Below are 22,494 nucleotides of genomic sequence, written 5' to 3' on the forward strand. Positions count from 1 at the left end.
GGATAAAGAGACCGTCATGATCAAGATTGAAAGTGATAACGCCGCTATTGAAAAAGAAATTCGTTTTCTAGAAAAAACCGTAGTGGAAAACGGTGGAGAACTTGACCCCGGTCTGGTCATTCAATGCGAGGACGGCGAACTCAGCGTTATGAAAGACAGCCTGATTCGCCTCGGAAAACCATTAATGGCCATCCCGGAAGATTTGTTGCTGCCTGCTGAAAGGATGGGGCTGAGTGTCAAGGGCGATCAAATCCTCATGAACCCCGAAAAAGGGGTAATGAGCGATACCCAACATAAAATTGCCGCCAGCATGGTCGAGCTTTACAACCTGACAGACAAGATCGCCCATCACAAAAATAGTTGCCCGTGGGTCTGGTTCCGAGGCACCCCAGAACCGTTTGAAAAGCTACTGGCCGGGCGGACACTAAACGAAAATCAGGAAAAAATGCTGGCCTATACGCAAAACAAGCCCGGCTGTGAAGACACCGAAAAATTCCTGTGCGATACATATTTGAAAACCAGGGTAATCGGCCACAAAGAAGTCGATCAAAAAACCGAAGAGAAATCTCTGGCAATGAAAATCATGCCCATCGTTGATTTCATTAACCATGACTTTTTTGCTGGCAACTTTAATTTTGGTATCAACTATTCAACAGAAGAACCGGACCGGGAATTCCTGTTTCTGGCCCCCAGCCAGCCTATTCTGGAACGCCGTGAATGCTTCGCCTTTTATAACCAGATGGACGCCGTTGACGCGTTCCTGCACTATGGCTTCCCTGATGCCCGCGCCCCGATCGTACGGTCGGTACCGATGGAAATTGATGTCCCGAAAACAGGAAAAATTGTTTTAAACAGCACGCTATGCCCATGGAAAAAAGGCAAGCTCGCCAAACACATCGCCGGCATACAGACCTTCATCCCGCTGACCGTTAAAAATGAAGAAGGATTGATTGAAATTTCACACCTTTTGATTCCTGTCATGCAATCGCCGCAAGCACTGCGCCGGGTTCTGCGCTTGATTATCTCCAACATGCGCCCGCACGTACTGACACAGGACGAAATGTGGGAGGCGACGCTGGCCGCCGAAGAACAAATCATCATGGCCAATATTTCTTTCTATGAACAACTTGCAAACGACACAAAAGCAGCCCTCGATTCCCGCGGCAAAGATGACCCCGAATCACCTTACTGGCGGCAAATCAAGGATCTGGCAAATCTGCAGCTGACCAAACTATACAAGTATGTCTTCTACAAAGAATTCTACGAACGCCAAGGTGTAGAACCCGCAGCAAACGCAGCCGAATAAAAACAAAGTTAAACAAAAAATGGAGCATCTAGTGGCTCCATTTTTTTGACTAAATTCGAATCACCTTGCAAAGAAAAAAGCCTGCTATACTCCAGCAGGCTTTTTTGAATTCTCTATGCGACAAATCCTAGAAGGTTGTCAGCAACTGGTATGTACCCGTGTAGACACCTGGTGTCTGACCGGCACTAACAGCCAACGTACCGCCAAGAGCAACGGTTTGAAAACCAGCCGCACCTTGGTCACTAGCAGCCGTCGTCGGGTTACCGTTGCTGAACGTCACAGCCGCAGCAGGAACCCCTGCCGTGAACGCTGCCATTTTCAGCTGGGTAATGGACATCAGGTAGTTAGCCGTCGCCGTACCGGTTATTTTCGCACTGTGTGCCAGCTTGATCGGACCGGCCGCACCAAAGGTCGGAACACTAATCACGAAAGCAGCACTCTTGGGTGCCGTAATTTTCACACTACCGGCCTGCGTTGTTGCGCCCCCGATCAGAACAACGTTGGAAATAACTGACTGAGCGCCAGCCGTTGTCAGACCCAGTTTACCCGCGCCTTTAACAGCGAATTTACCAAACTTTACGAGCTGCCCCGGTGTCAAACCCAGCGGGTTAACAACCGTTGCGCTTGCACTCATCGTCGTAACAGTCGATGCCTGTGCGAAAGCTTCATTGGTCAGGATAGGATTGGGAACGAAAGAACTGAGCGCCACCATAACCGCGCCCGTGGCCATAAGTCTTTTATTGGTATGACTCATAATACACTCCTTGTTTAAAATCAGGTTTAAAATTGCAACCTTGAAAACTTCTGTTTTCTTTTGGGTCACGGTCCGAAAATAACATGCTGAAATTAACACAGAAATATTTCATTGAAAAGGCAAAAAACATTCTTTTACGCTTTTATCCAATAAAACTTCGCTGCACGTATTCCCATACAGAATGGTAACCGGAAAACTATAAATATTTTATTAAAACGATACGTAAAACAAACAGTCTTTGCTTTATGGATACTTGATTCCCTCGATGAGCGGACGCAACTGTTCTTCATACCGCCGCCAAGCTTCGACCGAGCTTTTGTAAACCGGACGAATGACCTGATCCTTACTTGCCGTCAGGACAGCCCGTTTTTGCTTGTGCGGCTCGAGACACGCATCATCCCATTCCAGCCCGACATAATCAATCAAACGCCGCGCCTGCTCTTCAAAATTGTTGACGGTTTCTTCGTATTGCACTTCGATAAATCCATCCGGTATCAGCTCTTTCCAATAATCCATAAGCTCGGCAAATTTATTGTAGTGCCCGGCCATTGTTTCCAGGTTGTAAGACCAGTAATGCCCCGTAGCAAAATTCTGCTTGTAACACGACAGGCAATTATCAATCGGGTTACGCCGGCACAGAATAATTTTTGCATTCGGGAGCATGCAGCGAATCAAAGCGATATTGTTGCAATGCCCCGGCATTTTATCTGTGATACGGATAGCCTTCCCGGTAACATCCCGCGCCTTGATTCTATCAACATAAGCTTGCCCCATAGCTGCAGCATTTGCCGGAGTCATTGGCCCCATTTCACGCAAAACCGTCCCCAGATCTGGTAATTCTCCTGCACCAAAAACCTGCGGATGCGACGAAATAATCTGTTCGGTCAATGTCGTCCCGGAACGCGGCATCCCCAAAATGAAGACAGGAACATCAGAATCACACCCCTTACCCTCATACTCCTTCATAAAGGCTGGCGTAAATGTCGCTTTTTTATTTTCAACCATCGTCGATTCCTGCAACGCTCTGAACGGCAGGGAATCACGCTTGGCATCATTGGCGGATTTCAAACATTCAAATGATTTTTCATACTCGCCCATATCTTCGTAGGCCTTGAAAAGAGAGAAATTCAAAATCGCTTTTCCGTCCAGACCAAAATTGTCGATGTTCTCAGCCAGTTTTTTCATAGCCAGAAAATCTTCATCATCGGCCGTGAATTTTTTGAAGTTGGTCAAATTATAATAGAAACCAAGAAGGTTTCCGCCGAGCTCTCTGACCTTATCAAGCACTTCCCGCGCCTGATCTTTGCGATTGGTTGTTAACAGGCAATCAACTTTCGCCAGCAACGCATACGGATTATCAGGGAAAAGCTCCAAAGCTTTCTCAATAACCACCAGCGCTTCCTCTACCCGGTTATCATGCTGCAAAACCCGCGCTTTGTGCACATAAGTTAGGGGCATTTCCGGGTTTAATTCAATCGCCTTGTCCAGCGCTTCAATCGCCTTGTCCGGGCGATCAAGGTTGCGGTGAACATCTGCCAGTTTCAACAGCGTCCGTGCCGAATCCGGCTCCAACGCCTGTGCTTGCTGCAAGATAGCTTCGCCATCATCAAACTTATCGATGGCAATCAAAATATCGGCCAGGTTCAGGTAATGACCGGCATCATTCGGGTCGAGAGATATAGCGCGATCAGCGGCGCTATAAGCCTCATCATAATTACCCAGCCCTTGCTGCGCCAAAGACAGATTATTATAGGCCGGTGCATAATCCGGCTTGAATGACATCGCATAACGGGCCGCCGTTGCCGCTTCGGCAAAGCGCCCCTGATCAAGCAAAGCCGTCGCCAGATTGTTATGGGCCAGATAATAATCCGGCTTAAGATCTGTCGCCTTGCGATAAGCCTCTTCCGCTTCAGGCATCTGTCCCATATCACGATAGGCATTGGCCAGATTGTTGTATGATTCCGGATTTTTATCTTCCAGCTCAACAGCCTTTAACGCCTTTTGTTTGGCCTCTTCAAGGCGCCCCATCGAGCGCAACGTATTACTCCAGTTGCTATAAGCGCGCGCCGATTGCGGATCAAGAGCCACGGCTTGCTCCCAGACCCCGAAAGCTTCTTCGAGCTTCCCTTGCTCGGCCATTGAAATCCCGAGATTAATATAGGCATCGGCGTTATCCGGATTGATAGACACAGCCTGCGTAGCAATATCCTCAGCCTCTTCATAACGACCCAGTTCCCACAGGGCATACGCCTTGTTGGAATAAGCCTCGTAAAGTTCAGGATCAATCGCCAACGCTTCATCAAACGCGCGCAATGCTTCTTCCGTCTGGCCGTTCGCCGCCAAGATAACACCGTTATTAACCCAGCAAGCCTTATCCTCCGGTGCCACCTCAACAGCTTTCTGGCTGTACGCTAGGGCATCTTCCAGATTACCGCGCTGGTACAGCAGCGTTGCCAGATAATGAACCGTCGGGAAATGATCCGGCACGGCTTTTAGAATATCCCTGTATGTTCGATCAGCAATAATCAGGTTGCCCACCTGATGATGGCCTTGCGCCAATTCCAAGGCCTGATCCAGCGTTACTTCATGCTGCGTGTTTTGTTCAGTTGCTGACACGGCGATTCCCCCTTGCTGTCATGCGCACGATCTCTAAAAACATAAAACTGTTCGCGTACCCTAAATTTTTCCATGCCAAGAGTAAAGACCCATGTATAAAAAGAAACAGCGCTGTTGATAACTTTGCGCATACTTGTTGATAAGCCTCTGAATAAATTTTGAATATTTCGCATCTATTCTATTGACGGTACCTATAACTCACACGTACCCTTATAGAAGGGGCGAATCACCCCTGGGGCTTGTTAAAATATCAAATTCAGGATCCTTCCCATATGTCCAGGATCTGGACTCTCATGTCGACGTCCGTCGACATCAATAGGCTATTTATAGCAACGAAACAGAGCATAGGAATTATGTTCTGTGCTTTTGCATTGTCTGCCTGTGGCCCCCTGTTTTCTGATGAAAAAGCCCCCGAACAACAAGCCTCCCCCTACGCCCAAACCCCTTACGAAACCGCCGCCCCCCTGACAGCCCCCCCTGCCATGAACGCCCGTCCACCCCTGAATGGACTGGCTGGCGATTCGTATATTCCCGGCAGCCCGCCAGGCACAACACCGCCCCGCGGTGTAAATCTCCGGCAACTTTTTTCCCAGGATGTGCGCGGCACACGTGAACGGTTTGATCGCGTAGAAGGTGCCGTCATAGAGCTGCGGGAAGACTTTGACGCCATGATGCCCTCTATCACACGTCTTGTTGCTGTAGAAAAAGATCTCAGCCAAATGATTGCCCAGCTGGAAGCCATCATGGCCGTAGCGCCGCCCCCTGAACCGGCAGCCCCTGCCGCCCAGACTTTTGCCATGGCAACCCCGCCGCCGATACCCTTGGAACAAGCCCCGTCTCCCGCTGTGTCGCCCGCCCCGTCGCCACAGGCAATGCCCGCGCCAGCCCGCGCGCAACCGGCGATTAACGGCCCTGTATACGTCAAACGTATACGGATCGGCGAACATCCGGACAAAACCCGCATTGTTCTGGATATCAGCGGCAAGGTTTCCTACCGCTACGATCTTGATAACAGCGAAAATCTTATGGTGATTGACCTGCCCGGAACCGGATGGCAGGGACAAACCAAATGGCAAGCCGACAAAGCCCCGTTGGTTGCCTCTTACTCTGTCCAACCGATGGAAAATAACGGCGGCAGCCGTGTAATCATCGCCTTGAAACACAAAGCATCAGTTATTGACGAAATGGCCATCAAAGCCAATGGCTATCCGGATCACCGCATCGTCATCGATTTAACAAGCCCCGATATCCACAAATAACCCATGGGAAGGAAAGGAAGGTTGTATGAAAAGGTAAAATGAAGATGATGAAAGGTAAGACAGCACTTGTCACGGGATCGACAAGCGGTATTGGATTGGCTGTGGCGGAAGCTATGGCCGAGGCCGGGATAAATATTGTCCTGAACGGCTTTGGCGACAAAGACGAGATTGAGTTTTTGCGCGCCGGTCTAGAGAATCGATATGGCGTAAAAGCCCTGTATGATGCAGCAGACATGTCCAAACCGGAAGATATTCGCGCCATGTGCCAAAAAGCACTTGATACGTTTGGCACAATCGACATTCTTGTCAACAATGCCGGCATCCAGCATGTCAGCCCGATCGAGGATTTCCCGGATGAAAAATGGGATGCCGTTTTAGCCATCTCCCTATCTTCAAGCTTTCATACATGCAAAGCCTTGATCCCCGGCATGCGCAAGGCCGGATGGGGCCGGGTCATCAATATAGGGTCGATCCACAGTCTTGTAGCCTCGGCAAACAAATCCGCCTATGTTGCCACAAAATTCGGACTGCTCGGCCTGACCAAGGTTCTGGCTTTAGAGACAGCGCAGGATAATATTACATGCAACTGTATATGCCCGGCCTATGTCAACACACCGCTGGTTCAGGGACAAATCCCGGCCCAGGCCAAAGGTCATGGCATTCCCGAAGATGAAGTTCTGGAAAAAATCATGCTCAAACCACAACCGGTTAAAAAGCTTGTAGAGCCTAAACATCTGGGAGAAATGGCCTTGTTCTTATGCAGCGATGCCGCCCAGAACATAACAGGCGCTGCTTTGCCGGTTGATGGGGGATGGACAGCACAGTAAACCCCTTCCCCTTGCAAAAAAGCGGGTGTATAACCCAGACAGTTTTTTAAAAAACCAACAATAACGGCAACCATGTCAAACAAACAAATCGATCAGGCAATCAAAGCTCTTCCTCCCAAAGCGCCGGAAGCGATGAAAGCTTTCCTGCAAGCATTCTTTGAAAAAGCCCCGGCGGATGATCTGGCTATGATGGACCCGGTTATCATGGCCGGCACAGCTGAAAATCACTGGGACATGGCCCAAAAACGCAAACCCGGAGAAGCGTCCATCCGGATTTACACCGCGTTTGCCGACAAGGATGAAGCCAACGCCGGACACACCGTTATTGATATCGTCGCCGACAATATGGCTTTTCTGGTTGATTCGATTGCCGCAGAAATTACCAGTGCGCATAACCGCCTGATACATCTTTTAATCCGTCCGACCCTGCACGTTACACTCGACAAAAATGGAAAGATTAAAAGTTTTTCCAACGATAAAAAAACAACGGCGTCCGAGCAAATGCAGGCGCATTTGCACATCGAGCTACAGGGTATGGTCCCGGAAAAGCTTATCTCGAAGCTGGAGCAGGATCTTCTGCACATCATCGACGATGTTAAATACGGCACCCGTGACTGGGCGGCCATGCGGGAAAAACTGCGTAGCTGTCAAAAAGCGCTGAACAACGCACCTTCAAAATATAGCGATCGTGAAATTGAAGAGTACCTGTATTTCCTTGAATACCTTTATAAAGATAATTTCACGCTGCTGGGTTATCGTGAATACAAATACGTGGAACGCAATGGCAAACTTCTCAGCCAAACGGTCAAAGGCGCCAGCCTGGGCCTTTTGCACGATGATGTATTGCCCGTTTATATCAGCGCCAATAAAGACGGTCTGCCACAGGACTTGCAACGCATGCGCCGGGACATGCCGCCGCTGACAATCTCCAAGGTCAATAAAAAATCAACCGTTCACCGGCCCGTACCACTGGATGCCGTCTCGGTAAAACAATTCGACAAAAACGGAAAGGTCACAGGCGAAGTCCTGTTTATCGGTTTGTTTACATCCGTGACTTATTCCCGGTCGATTCAGGACGTCCCCTATCTCCGCCGCAAAGCCGAACTCGTCACAAAAAGAGCTGGCTTCGCCGGGGGTACCCATGACGACAAAGCATTGCGCCATATCCTAGAAAAATACCCGCGCGACGAACTGTTCCAGATCTCCGTTGATGATCTGATGGTAACAGCCCTCAGCATTTTACGCCTGCAGGAACGGCAGCGCATTGCCCTGTACACGCGCGCCGATCCGTTTGGTCGTTATATTTCCTGCCTGGTATATGTTCCGCGTGACCGCTATGACACGCGCCTGCGCATGAAAATCCAGAAAATACTGGCCGACGAACTGCAAGGCACCGTCGATAATTTTCATACGAATCTTGATGATTCGCCGCTCGCACGGGTCATGTACACGGTCTATATCGACCAGAACAAAAAGAAAAAATATGACTTCCATAAAATCGAGGCCAAGCTTCAGGAAGCCGGACGTCTGTGGAGTGAAAAGCTGGCGGCAACCCTGCACGATATAGGCACCGGTGAAAACGATACCCTGAAAATTGTCGAGCGGTACGGTGAGGCGTTTCCCGTCAGCTACCGGGAAGCCTTTCAGCCACGGCAGGCAATCTATGATATCCAAAAAATAGAAGGGGTTTTGAAAAACGGCCGGTTCTCTCTGGACCTATACAAATGCAAAATGTGCGAAGGCAATCAGCTTCGCGTAAAAATTTATCACAAGGACGAACCCGTCACGCTCTCCGCCATCCTGCCGGTCATGGAAAATATGGGGCTGCAGGTCATGTCAGAACTGCCTTTCAAGATCCAGATCGCCGGTGAACAATCACCCGTTTGGGTTCATGATTTCATGCTGGAATCGCGAGAAGAAAACAATGCGGCAAAGATCGAAACCGTTAAAGATATTTTTGAAACGGCGCTGACCAAAATATGGTACGGCGAAACCGAAGACGACAGCCTGAACCGTCTGGTTCTTCTGGCGGAAATGGACTGGCGCTCAATCATGATTTTACGGGCCTGCGTTCGCTATCTGCGGCAAGCCCGGTATCCGTTCTCGACACGTTATATGGAACGCGCCCTGACCAACAACCCGACACTGGCGCAGCAAATTGTCAATTTGTTTAAAGCATTGCATGATCCTGAAAACGGTGATGATGCGCAAGTAAAAGCCGCCGGTTTTTCTATCGCGATAGATCATGCGCTGGAAGCCGTTGCTTCACTCGATGAAGATAGAATTCTACGCAGCATTACCAATATTGTTGATGCCTCCTTGCGCACAAACTTTTATCAAAAGAATGCCGAGGGCGAATATAAGCATTACCTGTCGATCAAGCTTGACAGCAAGGCGATCCATGACCTGCCGGAACCCAAACCCTACCGGGAAATCTATGTCTACGCACCATGGATGGAAGGTGTGCACTTGCGCGGTGATGTTATTGCCCGCGGCGGTCTGCGCTGGTCAGACCGGCATGAAGATTTCCGCACCGAAATCCTCGGCCTGATGAAAGCACAGCAGGTCAAGAACTCGGTTATCGTCCCGATGGGCGCAAAAGGCGGCTTTATCGTTAAAAAGCCCCCGAAAGAGGGCGGACGCGCCGCCTTCATCGAAGAAGGTATCCGTTGCTACAAAACACTTATTCGCGGCCTTCTGGACATCACCGACAACCGCAAAGGCAAGAAAGTTATTCCGCCCAAGGACGTTGTTCGCCGCGATGGTGACGATCCTTATCTGGTTGTTGCCGCCGACAAAGGAACCGCAACATTCTCCGATATCGCCAACGGCATTTCCGCCGAATACGAATTCTGGCTGGGCGATGCGTTTGCCTCCGGAGGATCGGCGGGGTACGATCATAAAAAAATGGGGATTACCGCCCGCGGTGCTTGGGAATCCGTCAAGCGTCATTTCCGGGAACTTAACCATGATATCCAGACCCAGCCTTTCGACGTGATCGGGGTTGGCGACATGTCGGGCGACGTGTTCGGAAATGGCATGTTGCTCTCCGAGCATATCCGCCTTGTCGGCGCTTTCAATCACCTGCACATTGTCTGTGACCCCGATCCCGATCCGGCCGTCAGTTTTGCCGAACGCAAACGCCTGTTTGAAGAGGTCAAAGGATGGGACGGCTACGATACCGCCAAACTGTCAAAAGGCGGCCGTATCTATTCCCGGAGCGACAAGAGTCTGGAACTGACACAGGAAATCAAGGACCGCTTTGGTTTGAAAAACGACCGGGTAACGCCGTCTGAACTGATTCAGGCCATGCTGCGCGCACGGACAGACTTGCTGTGGTTCGGCGGGATCGGAACCTATATCAAAGCCTCATCGGAAGAACACAGCGATGTCGGCGATAAAATCAACGATTCCCTGCGGATTAATGCGGCAGAAATCCGCGCCCGCGTTCTGGGCGAGGGAGCCAATTTGGCCATCACCCAGCGCGGACGGATCGAATTCGCGCTGCACGGCGGTAAATTGAACGCCGACTTCATAGATAATTCCGGCGGCGTTGATTCATCCGACCACGAAGTTAATATCAAAATTTTACTGGCCGAAGTCATGGCCAGTAAAACAAACAGCATGACACTGCCCAAGCGAAATAAATTGCTGGAAAGCATGACGAACGAAGTCGCTTCACTTGTGCTGCGCCATAATTACCAGCAAACGCAAGGCATCAGCCTGGCCGAAATGAGCGCTGCCGAAAACTTGACGGCGCATGCCGAATGGATCAAGGATCTTGAACAGGACATCGGCATCAATCGCGCGCTGGAAGGCCTGCCCGATGAAGACACGATCGAAAAGCGCCTGCGGAGCGGCAAGGGACTGACCCGGCCGGAACTTTGCGTCCTGATTTCCTACGCCAAGATCACCTTTACCAAAGACCTGTTGGCCAGCAATATTCCCGATCTGCCGGAAACAAAAGACTGGTTGGTATCCTATTTTCCAACGCCTTTGCGTAAAAAATATATAAAGGAAATCGAAAGCCACCGCTTGCACCGGGAAATCGTCGCCACCACCATCGCCAGCACGATGGTGGACCGTCTGGGTCCGACCTTTATCAAGGACCGCATGGAAAAAACCGGGGCCAGCCCGGCTGACATTGCCTGCGCCTTTCTGATTGTGCGGGATGCCTTCGGTCTAGTCGATATGTGGAACAGTATTGAGAGCCTCGATAACAAGGTTCCTGCCGAAGTCCAGCTTCGGGCCATGCGCGATATCGCCAAGATGACAGAGCGGGAAGTCACATGGTTCCTGACCCGTCTGGGCCGCGATCCCGAAATTACAAAAGATACCCGCGAATTCAAATCCGGCATCGCCATGCTGAAAGAAGAGCTGGAAAATGTTATTACGCCGCAGCAAATCGAAGCCATGCAGCGCCATACCTCTATGGGTATAAATGATGGCCTGCCTAAAGAACTGGCATACCAGATCGCCCTGATCCCGCGTCTGGGTGCGGCTTGCGACATCATCCGCACCAGCCTTGATTGCAAAATGGGCATTCCTGTGACAGCAGCGGCCTACTTCGCCGTGGGCGAGTATTTCCCCCTACACTGGCTGCGTAAGCAAGCCCGGTATCTGAGCACCGATGATCGCTGGACGGCGGAAGCCATCGACGGCATGATCGACCATCTATATTCCAGCCAGACAGGTCTGACCATTCGTGTTCTGAATGACATGCGCAACGAAATAAAAAGCGGCGCCTGCGGACCGGATGGACACGATATCGTCAAATGCTGGTTGGAAACTCACGGGCACCAAGCCGTACAGCTCGAACCGCTTTTCACGGACATGCGCCGTTCCGGACATGTGGATTTGCCGATGCTGATTATTGCCGAACAACGCCTGCGGCACCTATACGGCGGATAGTCGATATCAAAAAGCTATCGCCAAAAGCACCAGAAGCCCCGTATCACGGCTGGCTTTAAAAACCGACAACGAGCTGTTCGGGTTATCCGGGTTCCATTTCCGAAGACACAAGGCGGTATGGGCCGCAGGCAACAACAACAGAATACAGGATAACACGCCTGCCTGCGCCGCGACCATCGCCGCCAACAACAACAAAAAGGCGGCAGCATAAAATCCAGCGATCACTTTTTTGCTGCACGCACCCAGTTTCAATGCTGCGGATTTTATCCCGATTTTGGCATCATCTTCTTTATCCTGATGGGCATAGATCGTGTCATACCCCAGCGTCCACAATATCGCCACCCCATATAAAAGTAGCGCCGGAAGGCCTACAACATAAGAAACCGCAGCCCATCCCATCAACACGCCAAAATTAAATGTCAGCCCCAAAAAAGCCTGCGGCCACCATGTAATACGTTTCATCAGCGGATAAAGCGCAATCAAAGGCATAACCAGGATACCCAGCAACACGGCCACCAATGACAGTTGCAGCAAAATTGACAAACCGATCAGCAATAAAAACAGCAAAAACGCAAAAGCCTGCGGCCGGCTAACCGTTCCCGCCGCCAGAGGCCGCAGCGCCGTACGTTCAACCCGTCGATCCAGATCACGATCCCACAGATCATTAACCACGCAGCCTGCCGCCCGCATAACGACCGCGCCCACAGCAAACAGCCCGGCCACCTTCCAGTCATCGCCGTTCATTGACAAAGCGCCGCCTGCCGCCAAGGCAATCGCCCACCAGCCCGGCAATAACAGCAACCATATACCGATCGGACGATCCAGCCGCGCCAGATAGCCATAGGGCCGTAGCGCCTCCGGCAAAAACTCAATCCAGCTTTTTTGGTTGATATCGGTATGCATGAAATGCTCTATAGCTAGTTATGATGAAAAATCCGGAGACGATCATAAAACTCCCGCGGCTCTATGTCGACAGCCCGCTGCAAAAAGACAGCGCAATCGACCTTGCCCCGGAACAGCTTCATTACCTGAAAAACGTCATGCGGCGTCAGGTAGACGACGAAGTGCGCCTGTTTAACGGCCAAGAAGGTGAATGGCTGGCCCGCCTGAGATTGCTGGATAAAAAGCGCGGACAAGCATGCCCTGTGGAGAAAATTCGCGAACAAATCGCCACAACAGCCAAAACAATGCTTTTATTCTCCCCCTTAAAAAAACACCGGCAAGACTGGCTGATTGAAAAAGCGGTGGAACTGGGTGTTACGGATCTATGCCCGGTTACAACGCAAAACACCGATATTCATGCGTTAAAAACTGAACGAATCACTGCACAGATCCAGGAAGCCGCAGAGCAAAGCGAACGGCTGAGCTTGCCACGCCTGCACGCCCTGCGCTCATTAACAGAAACGCTCAGCGATTGGCCCACTGCCACGCCTTTGCTGGCCTGCATTGAACGAACGGATACCGCGCCGCTAGCGGCAGCTTTATCAAAATTAGACACAAAAAACGTGGCCTTGCTGATTGGCCCGCCCGGCGGCTTTACTGAAAAGGAAAAAAGCAAACTGGCAAGCACACAAAACTGCACGCCCGTCTCTCTGGGAAACAACGTCCTGCGCAGCGAAACGGCAGCACTCTACGCCTTGGCCGTTCGAAGTGCCCTGTTATAAAGGAATTATTGATTTAAATTCATCGCCGTTTTGCGGTCATCGCCATCAGTCAGCAACGAAGCATATTGCTTGTCCAGAGCCCCAACCTTTACCTTAAAGGCATTGAGCTGCTCTCCCGTCAAAGACTTACCCTGCGGTGATTTATGAGACTGCGGATTGACCTGCGCCCCGTTAACCATGACCTCATAATGGAGGTGCGGACCGGTCGACCGTCCCGTCGTCCCGACATAACCGATCACCTGACCTTGCTTGACGCGGCTTCCGGGCGTAACGCCGCGTTCAATACGGTTCAAATGCGCATAGGCCGTTTTCAGCGATGAATTGTGGCGAATGCGAATGTAATTTCCAAAAGAACTCCAACGTCCGGCCTTCTCGACCGTCCCGTCCCCGGCAGCATAAATCGGCGTCCCGGTCGGGGCCGCGAAATCCAGCCCCTTATGCATCTTGCTGTACCCCAAAACCGGGTGTTTACGCAGACCAAATCCCGATGAAACCCGCGCCCCGTCAATCGGCGTTTTCATCAAGGCTTTACGGATACTGCGGCCCTCGGCCGTATAATAATCAACGTCCCCGTTTTTATCTTCATAGCGGTAAACAGGAATATCCCGGCCATTAACGTTCAAACGGGCATAAAGCACATCACCGCTTTTAATAAGTTCGCCGTCCTCGGTTTCGATTTGCTCATAAAGTACTTCCAGTTTGTCGCCCTGACGAATATCGCGCTGGAAATCGACATCCCATGAAAAGATACGAATTGCTTCGGCAATCACACCATTAGGAACACCGGCCTTCGCCGCAGAACCAAACAGGGAGACCTCAATCTCGGCATCTCTGGCATACGTCCGGCGGACCGTTTCTTTTTCTTCAATATCCGAAACGAAACCATCGCCCTGACGGGATAAAACGAGCGTCTTCAGGGGATCAATATCCATGCGCATAGCCGCAAAGCTATAATCATCGCCATCCTCACTGGGATCATAACGGACGGCAAGAACCTGGCCAGGACGAATATGGCGCGGATCATAATCATCTTCCATCGCCTTGACCACGCGGTAAGCATCACTGGCGGAAATTCCGGCTTTTTCCAAAACCGCCGTCAGGGTATCACCCTTACCGATTTTCAGATGCTCTTCTTTGGGCTGGGGCATAGGAGCCGAAACCGCTGCCAGAACAACCTCCGCCTCCGGCAAAGCAGCTTGCTCTTGCGACTGGCCATCCAGCACAGAAAAAGAAGGCCGGTAAACAGCCGGCTGCAAGGCCTGCGCCATAGAGCGCTCCATCGGCACTGGCATCCGCACAGCTCCGGAATCTTTTGAAAACCCGACCATAGCCGCCAAGCCGAACGACAATCCGGCAATCAAAGGTAAAACAACAAAACGCAAACGCAGACGATTATTTCTCGTCAACAAATAACGGTGGCGCAAGGGCACATAACGGGCGACGGCGTTTATAAATATGATAAATTTTGACATTCGTATGTGTAACGTTGATTCGTGAAAGTCTCTATGTACAGGAAACCCCTTACCTACCATAGATATAATTTTGTTCCAACCGCTGTTTATCCAAAGGTAGTATCCAGCGATTCCAAAGCCGATTCAAGAAGCTCCTTGGGTTCGGAGAGCTTCTTGTTTACATCCATAACAATATAAATCCCGAAAATCAAAAACACCAAGGCATCAACCGGACCGCTGTTTTCAGCACTCGTTTCCACAAAACCCGGCAAAAGCCCAACCAAAAGCAAAAAGAAAAACAAGGTTGAATAAAGCAAGGTCAACGACCGCGCCGGACGGGCAAAGCCGGAAATAATAATTCTGGCAACAGCATCATCCAGCTTCACCGATACATCCAGATCCAAACGGGCATGACGGGCAATCCCCGCCGGCGATCCCGTGGTTCCCGTCAGTTTGAATTGCGCTCCCTCCCCGGAAACCACTTCAATATCCAGAGCATGAGCCAGTCGCTCAATTAATATCTCCTTCAGAGAATCGGCCTCTATTTTTTGAGACAGGTTTATTTTTTTCGACACTTCTATGTGTTTCATACAGTTTCCCTTCCGGAAGCACCGACAGATTACATGCCACATTCTTTGTTGATGGCATCATGGGCCGCGCCGGAGCCACTCAGACCGTAAGTGTCCGTCGTCAGCGTCCCCCGGGCGGAGGTTCCTTTAACCACCATCTTCGATCCCTTGCGAATAGCAGCGGCAATTTCACCATCTGTGGCCGCATCCGGCGCCCAGGCCGTGTCATCTTGCGTAAACAGGGTAAATTTCTTTGAATCAATCGTCACAGTGGCGTCACTGCCGGTTTTGTATAAATAACCGGTTATATAGCTAAAAACATCCTTGCTGCCTTCGGAAGGTCGGTGCGTCAGAAGGGCATAAGGCTGATCCCGGCGGGTGTAATTCCCTTCGGCTTTTTTAGGCTGGCTGGCCATATAACAGACCTTACCGCCATTTTCTTCGAAGACATAAGCCGACCAATCACCATAGGTTCCTATCAGACGCGGCTCTGAAGCGAGCGCGCTCCCGGCACTGATAAGCGAAAAAAACGCAATGGAAGCGACGAGAAAAAACACCTTATTCATCATTAACAACCCTTAATCTATCCAGTTTTTAATCTACTGATACGAAACATAAACCCAATTTACGGCGATAAAACCGAAAGAAAGCTTGAAACAGCTCGTTCCATTATATACCCGCTACAGAAAAAGGCAAAACCCCAAAATAAGCCTTATCGAAGGTGATCCCCAATCGATTCGCCAACGTATGAAGATATATTTTGTAAATCACACAATGATTTCAGGAGAAAAATTTGCAGCCCGCATCCTATATGCTATCAATGAACGACCTGCCTTTTGCAGGAAAGGGGGGCGCTATGCAACAGGAGCGGCTTTTGAAGAAACAACCGTTAACAGACACGGAGGGGCCGGCTCCTCCGTCTTTTGAAGATTTTTTGACCGCTGTCGGTAAAAAGCGCGACCGGCAGGCCTTTATTCATCTGTTTGAATATTACGCCCCCCGGATCAAAGGTTTTTTCATCAAGGGCGGACTTAATCACGATACGGCTGACGAACTGGCGCAGGAAACAATGCTGACCGTTTGGAACCGGGCTATGACTTATGACCCGGCCTTGTCCAGCGCCAGCACATGGATTTACACCATCGCCCGGAACAAACGGATTGATTACTTCCGCAAACGCGGGCGCCCGGAACCTGACCGGAACGATCCCCTGATGATCCCGGATGCCCCGCTTTCCGCTGATCTGGCCATAAACCAAACTCAGGAAAACGATATCCTGGCCGCGGCCATTGAAGATTTACCGGCGGAGCAGGCCGAGATTATCCGCAAATCATATTTTGAAGACAAAACCCACGCCGACATCGCTGCCGAAACCGGTTTACCACTCGGCACCGTAAAATCGCGCATAAGACTGGCGCTGGAGCGTCTGCGCCACCATCTGGGGGAGACGTTGTCATGACTAGAAAATTCCATTCCGATTGCGAAGTCATGCTCATGGAATACGCCGCGGGCACACTGGATGAGGCCCAGTCTTTGGTCGCGGCATCTTATATCACGCTTTCCCCGTTAGCCCGGCGCTATGTTGAATCGTGCGAACGGCTTGGCGGCGCAATAATCGAGGGATGCTGCCCCCCGGTTTCGATGAACGCGGCAAGCCTGACCGCCGTTCTGGACAAACTTGAGGAGTGCCCGGCGGGAGACAATTCCTGCCGACAGGAAGCCCTCCGAACATTTGCGGAATCGCTTTGCCTCCCAACACCGCTCCACACTTACCTGACAAAAGCGTGTTCTCATAAAGGGCTGCGCTGGAGAAATCTGGCTCCCGGCATCAAGATTTGTGCTATCCCGCTACGCAATCCGACAAGACGGGCGCACCTGATGCAGCTTGCCCCCGGAACCATAACCCCGGCCCATAGTCACCGGGGGCGGGAATGCATGTTGGTACTGGAAGGCGGATTCAGCGATGAAAACGGTCATTATGAGCGCGGGGATTTGCTGTTGATGGACGACGGCAGCGATCATCATCCGATTGCGGATCCCCTCAAAGGCTGCCTGTGTCTGGTCACGACAGATGCCCCGGTGCGGCCGCATTCATTAACCCGCCGCTTTTTTCAGATTTTTCTCCGGTATTAGGATGATACGTTTTTTCGGGAACGTATTTTTCGTCGGTGCCCCTGCTGTTGAGCCACATCGAATACAGCCGGGCCGCCGGGCTTGACCGGTCGCTCGGCAAACCGGCCCATACAGAGCATCCGGTCATACATCACCAGAGCGCCCGCCACCCCGACATTGACACAGAATTTCATAGGAATTTGCACAATATGGTCGCACCGCGCCTGCAAGGCCGGTGACAAACTCCCCATTTCCGGCCCCAAGACATAAGCCGCCCGGACAGGGTGCCTAAAACTGGGCAGTTCAACAGCATCTTCGGTCAATTCAACGCCGACCAACCGGCACCCTTTGGGCAAAGCCAGATCGTCAACCGTTTCATATTGATGATAAGGAACATGGTCAAACGCGCCCGATGTATCGGACACCCGCATCGCCCGGACATCGACATGCGGCGCGATGGTAAAAAAGAAGCTGCCCCCAAAAGCGTGGGTGGAGCGGACCAGATTGCCAACATTGGCTTCCTTGCTGATCCCCTCCACCCCTATTCCGAAATAACCGCGCATTAATCTTTAGGCGGCTTTATCGTCTTCTGATTTTTCTTCAGCTTTGTCTTCGCCATGGCAACCGCCACCACAACATTCGCCTTTTCCGCTTTTCCCCATGCCACAGGTATTTTTACCCAAAAGCGTATAAGCCGGGCAAAAGCCGACGATGCTGGTTACAACCAGTACAACCGTCAGAACCCAGAAAACAGCTTCCAGCGAACCACTCAAAACCAGAGCCAAAATAGCCGTCACCAATGCTGCGGATAGGCGGAGTTTTTTATCCTGATCGCCCACGTTTTGTTCAATTTTCATGTTTTTTTCCTCACTTTGATTATCGTATTTACCACAGTGTATTAAGCCAACGCTCAGGATATAGCCTGCTCCAGACGATCCAGCGCCTCGTTTAATTTACTCTGAGATACGGCAAAACACAAACGCATTGATCCGCGGGAGATTTTTCCAAACGAACAACCCGGTGCCAGACACAGGCCAACATCGTCAATCAGGCGCTTGGCAAACGTTAGGCAGTCTGGCTCTCCATCGACCTGAAACAACGAATAAAACGTTGCCTGCGGGCGATTAGCCCGTACCTTGCCCATAGCATCGAACCGCGCCATCAACAAATCGCAATTTTGATTCCACAGGGCCAGCTGCTCTTGTAAAAACGGCTCCCCGTGGCGCAATGCCTCAATCGCCCCAAACTGCGTAAAGGTTGGCGGACACATATTGTCATACAGGGCAACATCGTAAATCGCCTTTTCCGCTTCAGCCGGCCCGACAATCCAGCCCAGCCGCCAGCCTGTCATCGCCCATGTTTTTGAAAAACTGTTAATAATAAAAAGCTTGTCATCCGGCTCGGAAATATCCAGAAAACTGTCAGCGCGCACCCCGTCATAAACCAGACGGCCATAGACCTCATCGGAAATAACCCAGATATCGCGCGCGCGCGCAAAATCCATAACCTGCTTCATTTCGGCCTTGGTCATAGTCCAGCCTGTCGGATTTGACGGCGTGGTAATCATAATAATTTTGGTCTTCGGTGTACAGGTATCAAACAGTTTCTCGATATCAAGCGTCCACTGGCCATCCTCGCAGGACAGAGGCATCTCTTTTATCGTCGACTGCGCCAACTCCACCGCGCCCAGCAGGTTTTTCCAGATCGGCGTAACCGCAACAACCTCGTCACCTTCATCCAGCAAAGCCGTCAAAACCAAATGAATAGCAGTTGTACCGGACGCCGTGGCAAAAATCCGGTTGGTCGGGATTTGCAAGCCATATATCCGGGCATAATAATTGGAAATTTCCTGCCGCAGCTCTTCCCGGCCCAGAACAGGGCTGTAGAAAGTCAGCCCTTCCTGCAAGGCTCTTTGCGCACCCGCCATAATAAAATCAGGAGTGGCTTTATCACCTTCCCCCTGCGCCAGCGTCAAAATATCCTTGCGATTGCGACCGTAACGCACCACATCCGCACCGGGATTTGATGACAAATTTTCAATAACTGATCTCATCTTCATATAAGAGGGCTGTTCGCCGCTCATCCCGCCTTCATATAATTGTAGTGTTTTCATTGTTTATGGACCTTTTTAGATACACGAATCCCGTTCGTTTAAAAGGAAATTCTGTTTATTTCTGGGAAAAATTGTTCGCGCGCCTCGCGCTATGTCGAAAAATGGCCAGCCCTAACGGGCGGCACACGCGGCGGCCGCAGCAACGCAGAACCCCGCGGCCCATAGAAGGGCGCGGTTATTCTGAATGTCTGTCTCTGCATTGCATTTTATTATCATGTTCCAATCAAACACGATTTGAAGAAATGATACAATAGTTTTTTTGATTTTTTTGTATCTTTATTACTTTATGGCCGGATTCGAGGGCGTTAAATTTCCCGCCTCACGACCTAAATTCGCTAAAAACGCCCCAAACCGGGGGCCGGGATTCATCCGGGTAATTTTTTTACACCCCACTTGATAGGCATCCGGCACACCCGCACAACGATCATTCACGGCAGCATCATAAACGGCCCTCAACATCGCACCATCTGCGCCCGGAAAATATTTGTGTTCCAGCTTATGGTGCATCCACGTCGACAGACCGCTGGCCGCCACAAAAGCGCCCGCCAGAATAACAGAGGCCCGGCGAATCGAAAGGCCTCGTCCTTTGGAGGCATTTCTTACACGACTTTGAGATATCATAATTTTATCTTCTTTTATGTTTACCGGGGACCGGCAATAAAACTAGCAACAGCGCCCAGTGCAGAACAAGCGGAAACAGGCGTCTTTACACCATTCGCATGGTCTTCGCCACATTGATGGGCGGTTACCGCCGCAAAGGCCAGAGTCGCGGTCATAAGCGTACTTATAACAGCCCCGGCTCTGCCGGCTTTCCGGGCCGTTGATGCTTTAAAATTTGAAAAATCCATGGACATAGTAACACTCCCCTTAGCAAAATATTTATAACGCAAGAATTAGTAACACAAGGGTATTAATTATGTCAAATAATTAATCTTGCAGCGCGGATAAATCCTTATACAAATCCAGAGCCTCAGGATTAGCCAGCGCCTCAACATTCTTGACCGGACGACCATGAATAACATTCCGGACAGCCAGTTCGACAATTTTGTTCGATTTGGTGCGGGGAATATCCGCAACCGCAATGACCTTGGCCGGCACATGCCGCGGCGAAGCACCGGTGCGAATCCGGGTTTTAATGGTTTTAATCAGCTCTTCCGTCAAGACGGCGCCGTCTCTGATCTTCACAAACAAGATGACCCGAACATCGCCGTCCCAGTCCTGCCCAACGGCAATGGACTCGACAACGTCGGGCACCTGTTCGACCTGACGGTAAATTTCCGCCGTTCCAATCCGCACTCCACCGGGATTGAGCGTAGCATCCGAACGGCCATGAATGATAAATCCGCCATGCGCGGTACGCTCTATCCAGTCGCCATGACACCAGATGTTCGGGTAGTTTTCAAAATAAGCGCCGTGATATTTAACCCCGTCCGGATCGTTCCAGAACTGTACCGGCATACAGGGGAACGGACGCGTACAAACCAGCTCACCGGACCCGGCACCGGGCGGAATAGGCTGCCCCTCATCGTTAAAGGCATCGACAGCCATCCCCAGCCCCGCCCCCTGTATCTCACCGCGCCATACCGGAGAGATCGGATTGCCAAGCACAAAACACGACACGATATCGGTGCCGCCGGAGATAGACGCCAGATGTACGTCACCTTTTATCGCGTCGTACACATAATCGAAGCTCTCATGTACCAGCGGCGATCCGGTCGATGTAATGATTTTCAAGTCCGACAGGTCGTATTTATCACCGGGCCGGATATCGTTAACTTTCAGCGCATCTATATATTTGGCTGACGTCCCGAACAATTTGGCCTTATGCTTACTGGTAAACGCCCAGAGCGCTTCCCCGTCCGGATGAAACGGCGATCCGTCAAACAGCAAAAGGCAAACTTCACTGGCCAATCCGCCAACCAGCCATTGCCACATCATCCATCCCGTCGTGGTAAAATAAAACACCCGGTCATCACGTCCGAGATCGCAATGAAGCTGGAATTCTTTTAAATGCTGGAGCAATGTCCCGCCATGGCCATGGACGATACATTTGGGAACGCCCGTCGTCCCGCTGGAAAACATAATGAACAAGGGATGATTAAACGGCACGCGCGTAAAAGCTATATCCCGCGGTGCATAAGAAGCGATAAAATCTTCCACCGTAACACTATCCGCCACCGCCCCCTTACCCAGAAACGGAACCATCACGGTCTTCTCAACGCTGGGAAGCTGCATACGTACGTCCTGTACTTTTTGCGTACAGTCTATGTCTTTTCCCCCGTAATAATAACCGTCAACCGCCACCAGAATACGGGGTTCAATCTGCCCGAATCTGTCGACCGCGCCCTGCACACCGAAATCGGGCGAAGCCAAGGATACAATAACGCCCATACTGGACGCCGCCAGCATCGCAATCAAGGCTTCGGGAATATTGGGCAGATAAAGCGCGATCCGGTCCCCTTCCTTCATTCCGGCCCCGGCCAGCGCCTGCCGCCAACGACTGACGTCATCATAAAGCTGACCGTATGTCAGTGTACGCTCATCCCCTTTCTCATCCCTGAAAATGATCGCGGTCCCTCCATCCCGGCGCCGCAGGAGGTTCTCGGCATAATTCAGCCGCGCTTCCGGGAAGAACTGCGCCCCCGGCATTTTATCGCCATTCATCAAGATCTCTGATCCCTTGTCACCGATGACGCCGCAAAAATCCCAGACACAAGCCCAGAAATCTTCAATATTTTCAACCGACCATTGCCAGAAATCCTCGTACCCCTCAAAAGAACGTCCGGTTTTTTCTTCGATCCCCTGTATAAAGCGATACAGGCGCGACGCCTTAACCCGGTCCGGTGAAGGAACCCACAACGGCATTTCCGTACTATTCATGATTGAGGTCTCTCTCTTTGCGCAGATGAAAT

The 22,494-nt window shown here is 51.0% G+C and carries 19 protein-coding genes; 7 read left to right on the forward strand and 12 right to left on the reverse strand.

Annotated elements, in window-relative coordinates; genetic code table 11:
- The first annotated feature begins 16 nt into the window (after positions 1–16).
- A complete protein-coding gene (locus tag H6868_00920) occupies positions 17–1,306 on the forward strand; it encodes a hypothetical protein (GenBank protein ID MCB9987875.1) in 1,290 nt (429 codons plus the stop codon).
- A 127-nt stretch (positions 1,307–1,433) separates the two neighbouring features.
- On the opposite strand, the gene H6868_00925 is transcribed toward H6868_00920, so the two are convergent.
- Both H6868_00925 and H6868_00930 read right to left on the reverse strand, forming a co-directional pair.
- Positions 1,434–2,060, reverse strand: a complete 627-nt coding sequence (locus H6868_00925) for a DUF4402 domain-containing protein (GenBank protein ID MCB9987876.1) — start codon at positions 2,058–2,060, stop codon at positions 1,434–1,436.
- 243 nt (positions 2,061–2,303) lie between these two features.
- A complete protein-coding gene (locus H6868_00930; protein MCB9987877.1) occupies positions 2,304–4,676 on the reverse strand; it encodes a tetratricopeptide repeat protein in 2,373 nt (790 codons plus the stop codon).
- Between the two features lie 293 nt (positions 4,677–4,969).
- Here H6868_00930 and H6868_00935 point away from each other — a divergent pair, with 293 nt between their 5' ends.
- The 3 genes from H6868_00935 (at position 4,970) to H6868_00945 (ending at position 11,673) form a co-directional block, all read left to right on the forward strand.
- Positions 4,970–5,935 carry an AMIN domain-containing protein gene (locus tag H6868_00935; GenBank protein ID MCB9987878.1) on the forward strand — a complete coding sequence of 322 codons (966 nt, stop codon included), beginning with the start codon at positions 4,970–4,972 and terminating at the stop codon, positions 5,933–5,935.
- A gap of 44 nt (positions 5,936–5,979) precedes the next feature.
- On the forward strand, positions 5,980–6,762 hold the full coding sequence (locus H6868_00940; GenBank protein ID MCB9987879.1) for a 3-hydroxybutyrate dehydrogenase: 783 nt from the start codon (positions 5,980–5,982) through the stop codon (positions 6,760–6,762).
- 72 nt (positions 6,763–6,834) lie between these two features.
- Positions 6,835–11,673: an NAD-glutamate dehydrogenase gene (locus H6868_00945; protein MCB9987880.1), complete on the forward strand. Its 4,839-nt coding sequence runs from the start codon at positions 6,835–6,837 to the stop codon at positions 11,671–11,673.
- A gap of 6 nt (positions 11,674–11,679) precedes the next feature.
- Here the strand turns inward: H6868_00945 and H6868_00950 are convergent, their stop codons facing one another.
- Positions 11,680–12,576 (reverse strand): 4-hydroxybenzoate octaprenyltransferase, encoded by an 897-nt coding sequence (locus H6868_00950; GenBank protein MCB9987881.1) that lies wholly within the window; start codon positions 12,574–12,576, stop codon positions 11,680–11,682.
- 20 nt (positions 12,577–12,596) lie between these two features.
- On the opposite strand from H6868_00950, the gene H6868_00955 reads away from it, so the two are divergent.
- A complete protein-coding gene (locus H6868_00955) occupies positions 12,597–13,337 on the forward strand; it encodes a 16S rRNA (uracil(1498)-N(3))-methyltransferase (GenBank protein MCB9987882.1) in 741 nt (246 codons plus the stop codon).
- 5 nt (positions 13,338–13,342) lie between these two features.
- Here H6868_00955 and H6868_00960 read toward each other — a convergent pair whose 3' ends face one another.
- The 3 genes from H6868_00960 to H6868_00970 form a co-directional block, all read right to left on the reverse strand.
- A complete protein-coding gene (locus H6868_00960) occupies positions 13,343–14,809 on the reverse strand; it encodes a peptidoglycan DD-metalloendopeptidase family protein (GenBank protein ID MCB9987883.1) in 1,467 nt (488 codons plus the stop codon).
- An 86-nt stretch (positions 14,810–14,895) separates the two neighbouring features.
- Positions 14,896–15,378, reverse strand: a complete 483-nt coding sequence (locus tag H6868_00965) for a hypothetical protein (GenBank protein MCB9987884.1) — start codon at positions 15,376–15,378, stop codon at positions 14,896–14,898.
- Positions 15,379–15,407: 29 nt separating this feature from the next.
- Positions 15,408–15,926, reverse strand: coding sequence for a hypothetical protein (locus H6868_00970; protein MCB9987885.1), 519 nt, complete (start codon positions 15,924–15,926; stop codon positions 15,408–15,410).
- Between the two features lie 287 nt (positions 15,927–16,213).
- Between H6868_00970 and H6868_00975 the strand changes: the two genes are divergently transcribed.
- Together H6868_00975 and H6868_00980 are read left to right on the forward strand one after the other, a co-directional pair.
- Entirely contained in the window at positions 16,214–16,816 is a 603-nt protein-coding gene (locus H6868_00975; protein ID MCB9987886.1) for a sigma-70 family RNA polymerase sigma factor, read from the forward strand.
- Positions 16,813–17,490: a cupin domain-containing protein gene (locus H6868_00980; protein MCB9987887.1), complete on the forward strand. Its 678-nt coding sequence runs from the start codon at positions 16,813–16,815 to the stop codon at positions 17,488–17,490. The genes H6868_00975 and H6868_00980 overlap by 4 nt, the downstream gene beginning before the upstream one ends.
- Here the strand turns inward: H6868_00980 and H6868_00985 are convergent.
- The 6 genes from H6868_00985 to H6868_01010 all read right to left on the reverse strand — a co-directional run bounded on the left by H6868_00985 (position 17,487) and on the right by H6868_01010 (position 22,462).
- A complete protein-coding gene (locus H6868_00985) occupies positions 17,487–18,032 on the reverse strand; it encodes an RNA methyltransferase (protein ID MCB9987888.1) in 546 nt (181 codons plus the stop codon). The genes H6868_00980 and H6868_00985 overlap by 4 nt on opposite strands.
- A gap of 6 nt (positions 18,033–18,038) precedes the next feature.
- Positions 18,039–18,326 (reverse strand): DUF2892 domain-containing protein, encoded by a 288-nt coding sequence (locus tag H6868_00990; protein ID MCB9987889.1) that lies wholly within the window; start codon positions 18,324–18,326, stop codon positions 18,039–18,041.
- Positions 18,327–18,379: 53 nt separating this feature from the next.
- Positions 18,380–19,582 (reverse strand): pyridoxal phosphate-dependent aminotransferase, encoded by a 1,203-nt coding sequence (locus tag H6868_00995; GenBank protein ID MCB9987890.1) that lies wholly within the window; start codon positions 19,580–19,582, stop codon positions 18,380–18,382.
- A gap of 279 nt (positions 19,583–19,861) precedes the next feature.
- Positions 19,862–20,203, reverse strand: a complete 342-nt coding sequence (locus H6868_01000; GenBank protein MCB9987891.1) for a hypothetical protein — start codon at positions 20,201–20,203, stop codon at positions 19,862–19,864.
- A gap of 20 nt (positions 20,204–20,223) precedes the next feature.
- Positions 20,224–20,430 carry a hypothetical protein gene (locus H6868_01005; GenBank protein ID MCB9987892.1) on the reverse strand — a complete coding sequence of 69 codons (207 nt, stop codon included), beginning with the start codon at positions 20,428–20,430 and terminating at the stop codon, positions 20,224–20,226.
- 79 nt (positions 20,431–20,509) lie between these two features.
- The gene (locus H6868_01010) at positions 20,510–22,462 is read right to left on the reverse strand and encodes an acetoacetate--CoA ligase (protein ID MCB9987893.1); all 1,953 of its coding nucleotides are present in this window, start codon (positions 22,460–22,462) and stop codon (positions 20,510–20,512) included.
- Positions 22,463–22,494 lie beyond the last annotated feature (32 nt).

The sequence above is a fragment of the Rhodospirillales bacterium genome (genome assembly GCA_020638175.1).
Lineage (GTDB): Bacteria > Pseudomonadota > Alphaproteobacteria > Micavibrionales > Micavibrionaceae > JACKJA01.